The sequence below is a fragment of the Chryseobacterium sp. Leaf404 genome (assembly GCF_001424145.1).
Lineage (GTDB): Bacteria > Bacteroidota > Bacteroidia > Flavobacteriales > Weeksellaceae > Chryseobacterium.
The window spans coordinates 326766-342264 of the sequence record NZ_LMQM01000010.1 but is presented as its reverse complement, the minus strand read 5'-3'; the positions used below and the strand labels follow the sequence as shown (position 1 = coordinate 342264).

The following is a 15499-nucleotide window of genomic DNA, read 5'->3' as shown; positions in this document are numbered from 1 at the left end:
TAGTAAAAACAACAGATGAAATGGATATCATCAGAAAGAAGGAAACTTTAATAAGTTTTTCTGCAAAGCTAGCCCGTCTGAAAATCATAAACGTTGCCGCAGGTCAACGTTTTTTACAGCTTTGATTTTACTCTGCTTAGTGTAGAAGGTGAGATTCCAAGATACGATGCAGCCATCCTGTTGGATATCCGAAGTAAAAGTTGCGGTTGATATTCAATCAGCCACTTTACCTTTTCCACGGCGTCAAATCCCTGAAATCCGTAGATCCTTTTCTGAGCGGTAATAAATCCAAGTTCCAGAATCTCGGTGTATATTTTAGAAAACTCGGGTACTTTATCCACAAGATGATAAAAATCTTTTCTGGAAATATAAAGTAACTCTGATTTTTCAATTGTCTGCAGATATTCCTCAGCGGGCTTCTGGTCTATAAAGCTGGGCAATGCTGTGGCAAAGCTGCCTTCAAACGCAAAATAACGTGAACTGTCTGAACCATCTTTTGTGGAGGTGAAAAGTCTGATGCATCCGCTGTTGATAAAATAATAATATTTGCAAACCTGGTCGTACTCAATCAAAATTTCGTTTCTTTTCGTTTTCAGTAATTTAAAACAGGATTTGATCAGTTCCAGATTAGCTTCAGAGATCTCGCCTTTGCTCAGGATAAATTTTTCCAGAATTGAATACATTCAGATTTAATTATTTTTTTAAAGTTACATTTTTTATAGTGTCAGCAGATCAGAATTTAATTTTATAGAAAGTGCACAGTTTTCGATATGATTTTTCCTGATTGAGGAAATTTAATTAACTTAACCCGTCAGTAAAATCTAATACACTTCCAAAAGAATTAATAATGATAAAAACTTTCCAAATTTTAAATATCGTTGCGTTGATCGTAACAGTTTTCGTTAACTATCTTTCCAATACCGGATTTTTCAATGATGAAACAATGGCGAGTATTTCAGGGAAGTATCAAAATCTCTTTACTCCTGCGGGCTATGCATTTTCCATCTGGGGACTTATATACCTTTTACTTTTCGGCTTTGTACTCTACTTTGGTCCGTTTACAAAAAACACCGGTGATAAAGAAAATACGGTTAGAGATACCGGCTGGTGGTTCGTTGTTTCCTGTGTGGCAAATTGTCTCTGGATCGTTACGTGGCTTTATGAATACACTTTCCTTACCATTCCGGTCATGATTGTACTGCTTACTTCTCTTATGAAAATTATTTTAAACAATAAAGGAACAATCGAAGCGGGAGACCTGAAGACACTGTTCTTTCTCCGCCTGCCATTTTATATCTACTCAGGCTGGATCTCGGTAGCTTTGATTGCGGATGTTGCAGCCTATCTAAAGAAGATAGAATGGTCAGGATTTGGAATTTCCGAAACTATCTGGACAGTGATAATGTTTGTTGCAGCTGCAGGTATTCACCTTTATATGCTTTGGAAGCGAGATATGATTTCTTTTGTAATGGTTGCAGTGTGGGCATTGGTTGCAATTGCAGCAGCCAATAAAAATTTGAACGGGACTGTCTATTATTTTGCCATCAGTACTTCCGTATTTCTTGCATTAAATGCTGTCATCAAAGTGTTCACTAAAAAGTCAGCTGTTTAAATCATACTTTTAATATTTAATTAGGTCATAATGATGTTAACCCACTTAGACAATAGCCAGATTGCAGATCTGGAGGATAGAAAAAGAACAGCACTGATCAATTCATTAAGCGGTTTTAAAAGTCTTAATTTAATTGGAACGGTAAATAAGCACGGACAAAGTAACTTAGCTATCTTTAATTCTGTAGTACACATCGGGGCAAATCCTCCTTTGATGGGCTTTATCTCGCGCCCGGATTCAGTGGAGAAACATACCATTGAAAATATAAGGGAAACGGCTTTTTATACAATTAATCATGTCAACAGAGATATTTTTGAAAAGGCACATCAAACCTCTGCAAGATATAAAAGGGATGAATCGGAATTTGAAGCCACAGGATTGACTTCTGATTATAAAAATTATTTTCCTGCACCCTTCGTAAGGCAATCAGATATTCAAATTGGTCTTGAATTAAAAGAAATTATCTCTGTGAAAACCAACAATACTCTTCTTGTTATTGGCGAAATTAAACATTTACTTTTCCCGTCTGAAATTTGGGAAGACAGCGGCGTTCTCGATATCGAAAAGGCAGGATCCATTGCCGGATCTTCTTTGGATGGATATCATACCACTCAATTAATAAAAAGGATGAAATATGCAAAGCCGCGAGCTTAAAATTTCATCTCTTTCTTGTTTTAATGGAATGACCGCAATTTTTCTTTTGAATGTGTAAATCATTCCTGACAATTGTATGGAAGAAAAAAAAATAATATTTTTCTTTTAAAATTACCTCTTAAAAAACTACCGCTCCTATAATAGGATCCACCTGTGAACATCTAAATATCCATTCTTAAAAATCACAGTTTTCTATCAATATAATTTAATATATTTATCACAATTATATTTTGCACGATATAATTTGCAGTACTTTTGTCATGTAATTTAAAATATCATTATCAATGAAAACATTGTATACAACAAAGGCAACAGCAACTGGCGGAAGAAACGGAAAGGTAAAAAGCGAAAACGGATTTCTTGATCTGGAAGTGAGAATGCCTAAAGGACTGGGAGGGGCAAATGACGATTTCGCAAATCCGGAAATGCTTTTTGCTGCAGGATATTCTGCATGTTTCGACAGTGCACTGAATTTAGTAATCAAACAAAACAGAGTGGAGGCGGGAGAAACAGAGGTTACTGCTCAGGTAAGTATCGGGCAGGTGGAAAACGGAGGTTTTGGATTGGCAGTAGACTTGCATGCAAATATTCCGAATGTAAGTTTAGAGGAAGCTCAGAGCCTGATAGAGAAGGCGCATCAGATCTGCCCGTATTCAAACGCAACACGTGGAAATATTGAAGTAAATCTTACAGTTTCAAATCATTAACATTATCACATTAAATATCAAAAATATGAAAGTACTATTTGTTGTTACATCCCATAATCAACTGGGAAACACAGGAAAAAAAACGGGTTTTTGGGTAGAAGAATTCGCAGCCCCATATTACACCTTTAAAGATGCCGGCTATGAGGTGACTGTGGCCACTCCCAAAGGCGGGCAGGCTCCCATAGATCCCAGCAGCGAGGTTCCGGATGCGCAGACCGCTGCCACAGAAAGGTATTACAAAGATGAAGAGGTTCAAAACCTCATTTCCAACACACAGAAACTGAGTGAGCAGAAGGCGGAGAATTTTGATGCTGTATTTTATCCGGGAGGGCATGGGCCTCTTTGGGATTTGGCTAACGATAAAGATTCTCAACAGTTGATTCTTGATTTTAATAAAAGCCAAAAACCGATAGGAGCAGTGTGTCATGCACCCGGTGTTTTTAAAAATGTTACCTTAGAAAACGGAGGATCATTTGTAAAAGGTAAAAATGTAACAGGTTTCTCAAATACAGAAGAGGAGGCAGTGCAGCTTACAGATGTAGTTCCTTTCCTGGTAGAAGATGAGTTACAGAAACTGGGAGGTCATTACACCAAAACAAATGATTGGGGAGTGCACGTGGTTGAAGATGGATTGCTTATCACAGGGCAGAATCCTGCATCTTCAGAGAAAGTTGCCGAAAAACTGATAACATTTTTAAAGAAATAAAATATTAAATGAAAGGCAGTTTACTGCCTTTTTAAATTTAAAATTATGGAAGATTGTTTGAAATTAGATCAGCAGCTGTGCTTCTCGATCTACGTTTTGCACAGGGAAATAATGCAGCAGTACCGTCCTGTTTTAGATAAAATCGGTCTTACGTATCCTCAGTATATCACCCTGATGGCATTATGGGAAAATGACGTTATGACAGTCAATCAGTTAGGAGATCAGCTGAAGTTAGACAACGGTACATTAACACCTTTGCTCAAACGCCTTGAAGCTAAAAAATTTCTTAAAAGAACGCGCAGAAAGAGTGATGAGCGTGTGGTTGAGATCAGTCTTACGGATGATGGAAAAAAAATAAAAGAAGAGGCTGGCAGTGTTCCCGGTCAAATTCTTACAGCGCTAAATCTTAACATAAAAGATATGCACGCTTTAAAAACTTTATCGGATAAGATTTTTAGTGGAATACAAAAAATGTGAATTTTGTAAATCTGCTGTTGCAATAGTTTCGCAGAAACTTCAATCCTTCAAAATTAAATGAAATGATAAAATTTAAATCTATCTTATAATTTTTCAGAGAAAAGGTTCTGATTTTGTAAGAACAGTCTAAAACTGCTATGAAAACAGGTTTGGTTTGGTTCAAAAATGATTTACGCCTTCACGATAATGAAGCCCTAACAGCCGCAATCCGTGAATGCGATGAAGTTATTTTCTGTTATGCAATAGAAAAAACAAACTTTGCAAAACTGAAACTGAAATTCAGAAAATGCGATGTCAACCGCTTTAAATTTTTGGAACAGTCTCTTACAGATTTGAAAAATCAGCTTGAAGGGTTAGGTGGTCATCTTTTAACAGGTACAGATTCTGCTGTTGATTTTTTGCCTCAACTCGCCGAAAAATACAGTATTTCAGATATTTTTGCAGAAGAAGAATATGCGAGTGAAGAACTCCGTCTGGTTCAAAATGTTCAGAAAAAATTACCGAAAATAAAATTTCATTTCTTCTGGGGCAAGACCCTATACCACAAAGATGATATTCCTTTTACCATTTCAAAAATTCCATTATCCAGCAAAGCATACAGAATACCGGCAGGAAAAGAATCTGAACCCAGAGAAATACTGAAGATACCATCCCGTCTGAAGGCAGCAAAAGCCATCAAAAGCAGTAAATTTCCTTCATATAAAGATTTTGGTTTTACAAAAAAAGAGTATGATGCTGCAAAACCTTTTGTAGATGGCGGAGAAACCGACGCGCAGGAAAGACTAGATTATTACTTCTTCAAATCTGAACTTTTAACAGGCTACCGATGGTCAAGAAATCAGTCTTTGGGACTTGATTACAGCTCTAAATTTTCTCCTTATCTGGCTTTGGGCTGCATATCTCCAAGAAAAATATTTGATGCAGTAAAAGATTACGAAAGAAAAATCAAAAAAAATCAAAGCACCTGGTGGCTTGTTTTTGAGCTTGTCTGGCGCGACTATTTTACTTTTAAAGGGATGAAATTTGGTGATCAGATTTTTATGACCAGAGGGTACAAGAATAAAGAAATCAAATTTGAGAACAACAGGAAAAATTTCACAAACTGGTGTAATGGAAAAACAGGAATTCCATTTGTTGATGCGCACATGCGGCAGCTGAACGAAACGGGATACATGAGTAACCGAGGACGCGTAAACTGCGCTAGCTATCTTGTACATGATCTGAAAATCGACCGGACGTGGGGCGCTCCTTATTTTGAAAGCAAACTTATTGACTATGACGTAAGCTCAAACTGGATGAACTGGCACATGCAGGCTTTTGAAATGTACTACACCAATCCTATACATCAATCCAATAAATACAAAGGTCAGGATTTTATAAGACAGTGGATTCCGGAGCTGAAAGATCATAATAATATCGAAGTTTTGATACCCTGGGAATTTGAAATTAAGGATTACCCCAAACCGGCAGAAGTCTATAAGAAGTGGGAGAGAGCTATTAGCCTGATAAAAAAGATCAAAACATAAACAGAAAACAGCATCAAAGTTATTTTTACAATTTTAAAGATTTCGTAAGAATTTTATATTGATTTCTTCTTTTATATAGTTTTCTTCATCCGTACTTAAAAATCCCAAAGGTGCATAATCCGTATATTTCTTTTTGAAGTTATCTGCCAATTTAAAATACACATTATCTTTTTGCACGTGTGGAGAATGATAGAACGTGATCGCTTCAAATTCTCTGCGTACATCACTAAAAAACATCCTGAAATAGCTTTTTTGATCCTGCGAATTTTTCCACATTAGAAACCAGTTGATCTGGCTTGCAATCGTGTTGGTATTTTCCGGATATCTTAGTTCCTGCCTTAAAAAAAACCGCGGATTTTCATTGGTAAATCTGCAGATAAGATCATAATCTTTATCCATCCTTCGGTTAAAATCAGAAAGATTAAGATGAGCCATATCAAAATTTTCTGCGTTTTTTTCGATGATTGCCCGAGAAATTTCTTTTTCGAATGAGATTGTATTCACACCTGGGTTATTTCCTACACTTTCACAAAAATGCTGCCGAAAAATAAGGCTGTATTCAGTTATGAATGATTATTTATCAGAACAGATAAAAGCCTCTAAATAAAATTATTTAAAGGCTTTTTTTAAATTTTAAATATTAAATCTTTAAAAATCAGAATTGTAAAATGGATTCTGATTTTTAAATAACATTTTTGTCTATTTTAATCAGGCAATCTGGTAATTTTCAATATATATTCTAATTACAAAATGCACATAATCTTCATCTGCTTCTTTCTGCTTAATTAATTTGTTTTTGTAGTTGTAAGAATTGAGGATATCCATAAGATTCTTATACGTTTCAAGATCCTGACCTTTCAGTTTCACTCTGCTGTTACCTTCGCGCGTTTTCATCAGTTGGTCATCCAATGTTCTCACTTTCAGAATCGACTCACACAGAATGGGATTTCGGCTCATTACTCCACGGTATCTGTCTATAACATTAATTTTGAAGGTATCAAATGTTATGGTATTATAGAAGATATTTGAGCTTTCAGATTTGGTATTGAGTACTAGTTTATAATTCATGACAGTAATACTAAAATTCCCACCTAATTTAAAATCAAGGGGACTTTTTACATAATATAATTTTTAAAAATGATGTATACCTGATACATTCCAGCATTGTAGCAAATTTTATGCCTAAGAACTCGCTGATTATTAGCCTGCTCCCATCTTTTGTCACCAATAAATGAGAATATATTTAATATTTGAAATTATGATTACAGAAATGATACATATTCAGTATTTTAACGTATTCCAACAGAACATAATCCGGTTATCACTTGAAAATTTTAAGTAAAAATATTTTTTAAATTTTATTTGAAATTGTTTACGCTGTCTGAACTTTCAATAAACATGACAGAAATAAAGACAACAAGTCAGAGTTTTTTTTCTTAAATGATGGGCAGTTGATTGTCTTTATCCACTTTAGTTTTAAATGTAATTCATTTCAATTTATAAAAAAATACTCACCAATTATCTAAACCACATTTTTTCCGGCAATTTTTACGAATAATACAATTTATTTATTTTCTTAAAAAATCACAAAGTTACCACCTTTGATTGCCAGATGTTTATAATGTAAAATGTGGTACATTTTAACACAGGTAAAGTCTCTTATAAGCCAAAAAGCCCGTTCACAAAGCAAAGTTGGTACGCTAATTGAAAGGAACAAGGCACATATGTAAACGGCACATTTTAGTGCTTTCAATATTTTTCTGCGGAACATTTATTTGTTGAGAAAAATTTTACCGATTAGTTTTTAATCAATAATAATTATAATATAGTATGAAATCAAAATTAGCAATTTTGTCGCTGGCCATGGCGATACCTGCCTCTATGTGCGCTCAGGAAAACATGACTGTGGATTCTTTATCAGAATACCCAAACACGTTCTCATCGGGATCTGGTCGTGTAGAAAAATTCACTCAATCTTCAAAAAGATTCAATGATTGGTCTATTTCAGCAGGAGCTGGGGTACCGCTGATGCAGTCTGCAGATTTAACTTCCATCAAAAATGGTAACGGTAAAAATCTTTTCGGATATTCAGCGTATGTGAGTATCAACAAAGCTATTACCCATGCATTCGGAGTGAATCTTCAGTATGACAGGGGAGAAACACGTCAGGGTTTTTTCAACACAAAAGATGCGGCACCGGCAAACGCTTCTTCCACTATGCAGGTTGGAGCCAGAACACAATATGATGCACTTTCTATTTTAGGAGACATCAATTTATCAAACCTTATGAGAAGAGTTGATAATAAATCTCCTTACAGATGGGCATTACACGCTTACGGAGGTATTGGTTCATTAGCTTACCGTGCTTATCAGAAAGACGAAAACGGGCAGAGATTAATGACGGAAGTTAAACCTTTTAAATTAAATTCTCTTTTCGGACAGGCGGGGGCAGGTCTTAAATATAAACTGAACAACAGACTTGATCTTGAGGGTAGAGTAATGTATGTGGTAACTACTGATGATCAGTTTGACGGTGGTGGTGAGCAGTACAGTGCCATCAACAAAAGAGAAGATCAGGTATCAGACAACTTTATCAATGCTACATTGGGGCTTACCCTTAATTTAGGGAAACATGATTCTCACTTGATGTGGCATGATCCTTTGCAGGAAATCTATTATAAATTAGATGTTTTGGCAGAAAAAAATCAGGATATTACGGTTTGCCAGAAAGGTGATATGGATGGTGACGGAGTTTGTGACGACTGGGACAGACAGCTTGATACTCCTGCGGGAGCAAGAGTAGACGGGGCAGGTGTTGCTTTGGATGTAGATCTTGACGGTGTAATTGACCTTTATGATAAATGTGTAACTGTACCGGGACCTGTAGAAAATAACGGTTGCCCAATTGAAGGACAGGGAACAGGAACTGTAACAGAAAATGAAACAAAACTTGACGGAATTGAATTTGATTTGAATTCTGACAGAATTTTACCTTCAAATACGCCAATTCTTAATAATGCTGTAAGCTACATCAACTCTTCAGATGGTGGTTTCACAGTAGTGGGAGCTACAGACACCAGAGGTTCTGAAGCTTATAACAAAAATCTGTCTGAAAAAAGAGCAGGAAATGTAAAATCTTACTTAATTCAAAATGGAGTGCAGGCTTCAAAACTTGAATCTGTGGGAAACGGAAAAACCGATCTTAAATACCCGGAATGTGATCCAGCATCAAAATGCCCGGAGTGGAAAAACAGAGCAAATAGAAGAGTGTATTTTAAAGCAAAATAAATATTGTTTACTTCTAATTTCTTTAGCTGTCACATAGTTGTGACAGCTTTTTTTATGTCTCAATCTTTTTTAAATCTGCTTTAAAACCGCTCATACAATCAATGATGGAAGATTTCTCTAAAAGACCAATCAAATTTTAAAATTCAGCCAGCGAGTAAGAAAACAGTTTGCATTGAAGATTTATTTTAAACTATTAGAGCCTGTCTGAACTTCGTCAAAATTAATTTCCCCCGACCCTTTTAGTCAGTTCAAAAATTTTTTTTAGGTAACGCTTTCATTAAAAATTTACCCAATGTTACCTTACTAAACACTACATCTTATAAAAAAAAGATAAGTGGAAAAAAGAATCATCATAAAAATTATTATCTGTTTTAGTGGAAAATAGATAAAAACTTCAACAGGAATTCTTTACATTTGTCTGATGAATTTTCTCAAACTGCTGCTTACCATTTATTTCATAGTACTTTCTGTAGTGCCATGCAATGATGTTCATGCGCAGTTCCCGGAAAGTTCTAAAGAAACTTACAGTGTTTTACTCAATTCTGAAGACAGCCATTCTAAAGATCAAGGTGATATCTGTTCACCATTATGCTCATGCAACTGCTGTCAGATAACGGTCACTTCTTTTAAAGCTGAGCCTTTGATACCTCTGTTTAAAAACAGAGCAGAATATTTTTCAAAGAAAATTCATTTTCAGAAAAATGATTTCGCTTATCTGGTGTACGACCAAATCTGGCAACCTCCCAAAATTTAATTTTATTGATTAAGTGGAAGACACGCGTCTTTCAGTCATTTGTCGTGGAAACTTTGCAACAGCGTTGCAAGGGTTTTCTGTTCATCTATGTCCCTCAGAATTCATGACTTTATGAATTAATCAGGGTTTTCAATAAATTTAAAATTAAATGTTAGATAATATTATAAGATTTAGCATCAAAAACAAGATTATCATTGCGATAATGACTTTTATGCTTGTCATCTGGGGAATCTGGAGTGCCACAAAGCTTCCTGTTGATGCCGTTCCAGACATCACCAACAATCAGGTACAGATCATCACGGTTTGTCCTACACTGGCCGGACAGGAAGTAGAACAACTGGTCACATTTCCCATCGAACAAAGCATTGCCAACGTTCCTGATATCGAAGAGACCAGAAGTATTTCAAGATTCGGTTTGTCTGTAATTACCGTTGTATTCAGAGAAAAAGTGGATATTTATTTTGCCCGTCAGTTAATCAGCGAACAATTGAAACAGGCTTCAGAAGAAATTCCGAAAGGCATTGAAACTCCCGAAATGGCTCCTGTGAGTACAGGTCTGGGCGAAGTATATCAATACATTCTGCATCCCAAAAAAGGCAGCGAAAAAAAATACAGCAGCAAAGATTTACGCACTATGCAGGACTGGATTATCCGCAGACAGCTCAACGGAACTCCCGGCGTGGCAGAAATCAACAGTTTTGGTGGTGAATTAAAACAATACGAGGTTGCCATAGATCCAAACCGGTTAAAAGCAATGGGAATTAGCATTACCGACGTTTTTACAGCTTTGGAAAAAAACAATCAGAATACCGGTGGAGCGTATATCGATAAAAAACCAAATGCTTATTTCATACGCGGGATAGGGATGGTAACTTCAATGGAAGACATTAAAAATATTGCCGTTAAAAATGAAACAGGAAGCGTTCCTGTTTTTATAAAAGATGTTGCAAATGTTGGGTTTGGGCACGCTGTCCGTTATGGTGCTTTGACGTATAACGGTGAAGTAGATGCAGTGGGAGGTGTTGTGATGATGCTGAAAGGGGCAAACAGCAACGAAACCGTTCAGAGAATTAAAGATAAAATCCCTACTATTCAAAAATCACTCCCGGATGATGTAGTGATTGAACCTTTTTTAGACCGGACAGATTTGGTAGGAAGAGCCATCAGTACCGTAGAAAAAAACTTAATTGAAGGCGCATTGATTGTCATTTTTGTCTTAGTCATTTTTCTCGGAAATTTCCGGGCAGGTTTAATTGTGGCTTCAGCAATTCCGCTTTCATTATTATTTGCTTTAGGAATGATGAATGTCTTTGGTGTAAGTGCAAACCTGATGAGTTTGGGCACAATAGATTTTGGTTTGATTGTAGACGGAGCCGTTATTATCGTTGAAGCAACTTTGCATCATTTAGGTTTAAGAAAAACCAATAAAATTCTCACGCAATCTGAGATGGATGAAGAAGTTTTTCTTTCTGCATCAAAGATTAGAAGCAGCGCTGCTTTCGGAGAAATTATCATTTTAATTGTTTACATTCCGATCCTGACTTTTGTGGGTGTGGAAGGTAAAATGTTCACGCCAATGGCAAAAACAGTTGGTTTCGCCATTTTAGGAGCTTTGATCTTATCTATTACTTACATCCCGATGATGAGCGCCTTATTCTTATCTAAAAAACCAATGACGAAAGCAACATTTTCAGATAAATTAATCAATAAACTCCAGAAAATCTATCAGCCACTATTGGAAAAAGCTTTGAAAATAAAATATTGGTGCGTTGGGATTACGGTGGCAGTTTTTGCTGTTTGCCTTCTGCTTTTTAAAAATATGGGTGGCGAATTTATTCCGCAGTTACAGGAAGGCGATTATGCTTTTCACTGCATTCTCCCACAGGGAAGCTCTTTAAGCCAAAGTATTGAAACATCAATGCAGGCTTCAAGAATAATCAAACAGTTTGACGAAGTAAAAATGGTGGTGGGAAAAACCGGAGCTGCGGAAGTTCCCACTGACCCTATGCCGCCTGAAGCGAGCGATTTGGTTGTTGTTTTAAAACCTCAGAAAGACTGGAAAAACAAAAAATCCTATGAAGAATTAGCTGATGAAATATCCGAAAAATTAGAAAATATTCCTGGAGTTTTCTTTGAAAAAAACCAGCCGATACAGATGCGTTTCAATGAACTGATGACAGGTATCAGGCAGGATGTTGCCGTGAAAATTTTTGGTGAAAATTTAGATTCGTTAGCCATTTACGCAGAAAAAACTGCGAAAATAATTCAGTCGGTAAACGGTACAACTTCCCCACAGATCGAACGCGTGAGCGGACTTCCGCAAATCAATGTGGAGTACGACAGAACCAGAATGGCGAATTACGGCTTGAATATCGAAGATGTTAATAACGCTATAAGTACCGCTTTTGCAGGGAAATCTGCCGGTCAGGTTTTCGAAAATGAAAGACGTTTTGATCTGGTTGTCCGTTTAGACAGTCTGAACCGAACTAATATTGATGACGTCAATAATCTGATGATTTCTACCGGCTCAGGTGCTCAGGTGCCGCTGTCGCAGGTTGCGGATGTAAGTTATAAACTCGGTCCAGCGCAAATAAGCCGCGAAGCCGGGAAACGAAGAATCGTTATTGGATTTAATGTGAAAGACCGTGATGTACAAAGTGTTGTAGAAGAAATTCAACAAAAATTAGATGGAAAAGTGAAGTTACCTTCAGGATACTATTTTACGTATGGCGGTCAGTTTGAAAACTTAAAGGCAGCAAGTGAAAGACTGATGATTGCTGTGCCTGTATCATTATTTTTGATTTTCCTTTTACTGTATTTTACTTTTCGTTCTTTCTGGCAGTCCGCACTTATTTTTACGGCAATCCCGATGAGTGCGATTGGGGGCATTTGCGCTTTGCTGTTAAGAGATATGCCGTTCAGTATCAGTGCAGGAATCGGTTTTATTGCTTTGTTCGGAGTTGCAGTTTTGAATGGAATTGTATTGATTGGGACTCTCAATCAACTGGAAAAAGATGGCGAAACAGATATTCTAAAAAGAGTGATGGAAGGAACCAAAACCAGATTAAGACCAGTTCTGATGACTGCAACTGTTGCTTCTTTAGGCTTTTTACCGATGGCCATTTCCACCGGAGCAGGTGCGGAAGTTCAGAAACCTTTGGCGACCGTTGTTATCGGAGGTCTTGTGACAGCCACTTTTCTTACATTATTTATCTTGCCGATGTTGTATATTATTTTTAATTCTAAAATCAATTTTAAAAATTTTAAATCTAAAAGTGCTACAACAGTACTCGTTGTGGGATTTCTACTGCTTGGTCAGACTTTCAGAGCACAACAGGCAAATCCTTTGACGGTGCAGCAGGCAACTCAGATTGCTTTGGAAAACAGTTTTTTGATGAGATCGAAAGATTTTGATATTCAATCAACGGCAGTTTTGAAACCAACTGTAAAAGAACTTCCGAAAATGAATGTTAACGCACAGTTGGGACAGTACAATTCCAGGAAATTTGATCAGTCGTTTTCAATTTCTCAGACGATTCCGTTTCCCACTTTGTTTAAAGCGAGAAAAGAACTGATTAACGAGCAGATTAAAGGCAAACAGATCAACAGAGAAATTTCGGAAAACGAAATCGCAAAACAGGTCAGAACATACTATTATCAGATCGAATATCTACAATACAATCATTCAAAGCTCAAAAACCTGGACAGTTTGTACAATGATTTTATCAGAATTGCAACGGTGAGATTTAAAGCTGGAGATATTAAGAAAATTGAAATCAATACCGCAGAAACTCAAAAAGGCGAAATCAGTTTACTTTTGAAACAGAACCAAGTTTATTTGGCGAATGCTTATAAAAATTTAAAAACTGTTTTAAATTTTTCAGATGATTTTTCGGTTCCGTCTAACCAAAATTATCAACCCCTGAAAGCTGATTATGTAATGGACAGTACGACCATCGCAAAACACCCTTTGGTAAAAGCGTTTTATCAGGATATGGAAATTGTCGAGAAAAATAAAAACGTAGAAAAATCACAGGGACTTCCAGAATTGACAATTGGCTATACCAATCAGTCGTTGCTAGGTTTTCAAAATGTGAATGGAGTAGAGCAGTATTTCAATGGGGGAAACCGTTTTCATTCAGCAACATTGGGTGTTTCAATTCCTCTGACCTTTGCAGCTACAAAAGCCAGAATGCAGTCTCTTGATTATCAAAAAAAAATGGCGGAATCGAATGCAAAATATCAGCAGAAACAGCTGGAAGCACAGTTGGAAAATGCTTTAAATCAGTATCAGCAAAATGTAAAACAGTATGAATATTACTTCAGTCAGGCGATTCCTAATGCGGAGAAGATTGCAAAAGCAGGACAGTTAGGCTACAAAACAGGAGAAATTTCCTACGTAGAATATCTTTTCGCTCTGCAAACGGCAACCCAAATTCAGTTAAAATACCTGGAATCTATTCAGCAGGTTAATGAATCTGTTGTACTTATCAATTCAATCATAAATCAATAAAAATGCAAATCAAATATAAAATCGTTTCGTTATTATTTATCTCACTTTTCGCTATCAGTTGTGGAAAAAAAGAAGAACCAAAAGGCGAAGCAGCAACCTTGCAGACTAAGGAAAAACACGACGAAGCACCTCAAACCATCGCAGAATTAACCGATGAACAGATAAAATCGGTAGGAATTACTTTGGGAACTTTCGAAATGAAAGAACTTACTTCAACCATCAAAGCCAATGGTTTGCTGAGAGTGCCAAACAATAAAAAAGCGACCGTTACTTCTCTGTACGGCGGCGTAATTCAGACGATTAAAGTTCAGATTGGAGACTTTGTGAGAAAAGGTCAGGTTTTGGCTACTGTATCTAATCCAGAATATATCCAGGTTCAGGAACGGTATCTTACAGTAAAAAGCAGAATTTCTTTTGCTGAACAGGAATTCCGAAGACAGAAAGAACTGTTTGAAAACGATGCAGGAGCAAAAAAGAATCTTCAGAGCGCCGATTCAGAGCTGAAAAGTTTGAGAACGCAGCGGGCTTCTCTGCAAAGGCAATTGCAGCTGATAGGAATCAGTCCGGAGAAAGTTTCTAATGGGAATTTACGTTCGGGATTAGTGATTACTTCGCCAATCAGCGGAACCATAAGCAATATCAATGCACAGATTGGAAGTTATGTAGACGTCTCTTCGCCGGTTTTAGATATCATTGACAATCAATCAATACATCTTGATTTACAGATTTTTGAAAAAGATTTACCCACAATGGAAGTGGGACAAACCGTTCATTTTAAACTCACCAATAATCCTGAAACTGAATATGATGCGAAAATTTACAGCATCGGTTCATCCTTTGAAAATGAGAGCAAAACGATTTCTGTTCATGCCAGTGTTACAGCCAATAAAACAGGTTTAATAGATGGAATGAACATTACCGGAATTGTAAGTCTCGATAAAAGTACAACGCCTGCAATACCCAACGAAGCCATTGTGGAAGCTGATGGAAAATACTATGTTTTTGTTCAGACCGATAAAAAAGGCGATGAACATCATGAAGAGAATAATTCAAAACAGGATCTTAAAAAAGAATCAAAAACAATCAATTTTCAAAAGATTGAAGTTGTGAAAGGTTCTTCTGATATGGGCTACACGGCAATAACTCCGGTTTCTGAAATTGCTCCTGACGCAAAAATTGTGGTGAAAGGTGCGTTTTTTGTGAATGCAAAACTGACTGATTCTAGTGAACACGGGCACTAACCAAACTATTAAAAGCTGAAA

The 15499-nt window shown here is 36.6% G+C and carries 13 protein-coding genes; 10 read left to right on the top strand and 3 right to left on the bottom strand.

Annotation, left to right across the window (positions count from 1 at the left end; all coding sequences use genetic code 11):
- Window positions 1-113: 113 nt before the first annotated feature.
- On the bottom strand, window positions 114-683 hold the full coding sequence (locus ASG31_RS07390; RefSeq protein ID WP_056030011.1) for a Crp/Fnr family transcriptional regulator: 570 nt from the start codon (window positions 681-683) through the stop codon (window positions 114-116).
- A gap of 164 nt (window positions 684-847) precedes the next feature.
- Here ASG31_RS07390 and ASG31_RS07385 point away from each other — a divergent pair, with 164 nt between their 5' ends.
- The 6 genes from ASG31_RS07385 (at window position 848) to ASG31_RS07360 (ending at window position 5682) form a co-directional block, all read left to right on the top strand.
- Complete coding sequence (locus ASG31_RS07385) at window positions 848-1612, top strand: hypothetical protein (RefSeq protein ID WP_056030008.1); 765 nt, start codon at window positions 848-850, stop codon at window positions 1610-1612.
- Between the two features lie 30 nt (window positions 1613-1642).
- Window positions 1643-2266, top strand: a complete 624-nt coding sequence (locus tag ASG31_RS07380; RefSeq protein ID WP_056030005.1) for a flavin reductase family protein — start codon at window positions 1643-1645, stop codon at window positions 2264-2266.
- A gap of 284 nt (window positions 2267-2550) precedes the next feature.
- A complete protein-coding gene (locus ASG31_RS07375) occupies window positions 2551-2973 on the top strand; it encodes an organic hydroperoxide resistance protein (RefSeq protein WP_056030002.1) in 423 nt (140 codons plus the stop codon).
- Window positions 2974-2998: 25 nt separating this feature from the next.
- Window positions 2999-3679, top strand: coding sequence for a type 1 glutamine amidotransferase domain-containing protein (locus tag ASG31_RS07370; protein WP_056029999.1), 681 nt, complete (start codon window positions 2999-3001; stop codon window positions 3677-3679).
- Window positions 3680-3724: 45 nt separating this feature from the next.
- The gene (locus tag ASG31_RS07365; protein WP_056029996.1) at window positions 3725-4156 is read left to right on the top strand and encodes a MarR family winged helix-turn-helix transcriptional regulator; all 432 of its coding nucleotides are present in this window, start codon (window positions 3725-3727) and stop codon (window positions 4154-4156) included.
- A 137-nt stretch (window positions 4157-4293) separates the two neighbouring features.
- Entirely contained in the window at window positions 4294-5682 is a 1389-nt protein-coding gene (locus ASG31_RS07360; RefSeq protein WP_056029991.1) for a DASH family cryptochrome, read from the top strand.
- A gap of 33 nt (window positions 5683-5715) precedes the next feature.
- Here ASG31_RS07360 and ASG31_RS07355 read toward each other — a convergent pair whose 3' ends face one another.
- Both ASG31_RS07355 and ASG31_RS07350 read right to left on the bottom strand, forming a co-directional pair.
- Window positions 5716-6186 (bottom strand): hypothetical protein, encoded by a 471-nt coding sequence (locus ASG31_RS07355; protein ID WP_056029989.1) that lies wholly within the window; start codon window positions 6184-6186, stop codon window positions 5716-5718.
- Between the two features lie 204 nt (window positions 6187-6390).
- Window positions 6391-6750, bottom strand: a complete 360-nt coding sequence (locus tag ASG31_RS07350) for a hypothetical protein (protein WP_056029982.1) — start codon at window positions 6748-6750, stop codon at window positions 6391-6393.
- 762 nt (window positions 6751-7512) lie between these two features.
- Here ASG31_RS07350 and ASG31_RS07345 point away from each other — a divergent pair.
- The 4 genes from ASG31_RS07345 to ASG31_RS07330 all read left to right on the top strand — a co-directional run bounded on the left by ASG31_RS07345 (window position 7513) and on the right by ASG31_RS07330 (window position 15478).
- Entirely contained in the window at window positions 7513-8970 is a 1458-nt protein-coding gene (locus tag ASG31_RS07345) for an OmpA family protein (RefSeq protein ID WP_056029979.1), read from the top strand.
- A 421-nt stretch (window positions 8971-9391) separates the two neighbouring features.
- Window positions 9392-9724, top strand: a complete 333-nt coding sequence (locus ASG31_RS07340; RefSeq protein WP_056029977.1) for a DUF6660 family protein — start codon at window positions 9392-9394, stop codon at window positions 9722-9724.
- 148 nt (window positions 9725-9872) lie between these two features.
- Window positions 9873-14237: a CusA/CzcA family heavy metal efflux RND transporter gene (locus tag ASG31_RS07335; RefSeq protein WP_082504503.1), complete on the top strand. Its 4365-nt coding sequence runs from the start codon at window positions 9873-9875 to the stop codon at window positions 14235-14237.
- Between the two features lie 2 nt (window positions 14238-14239).
- Complete coding sequence (locus ASG31_RS07330; RefSeq protein WP_056029974.1) at window positions 14240-15478, top strand: efflux RND transporter periplasmic adaptor subunit; 1239 nt, start codon at window positions 14240-14242, stop codon at window positions 15476-15478.
- Window positions 15479-15499: the final 21 nt, after the last annotated feature.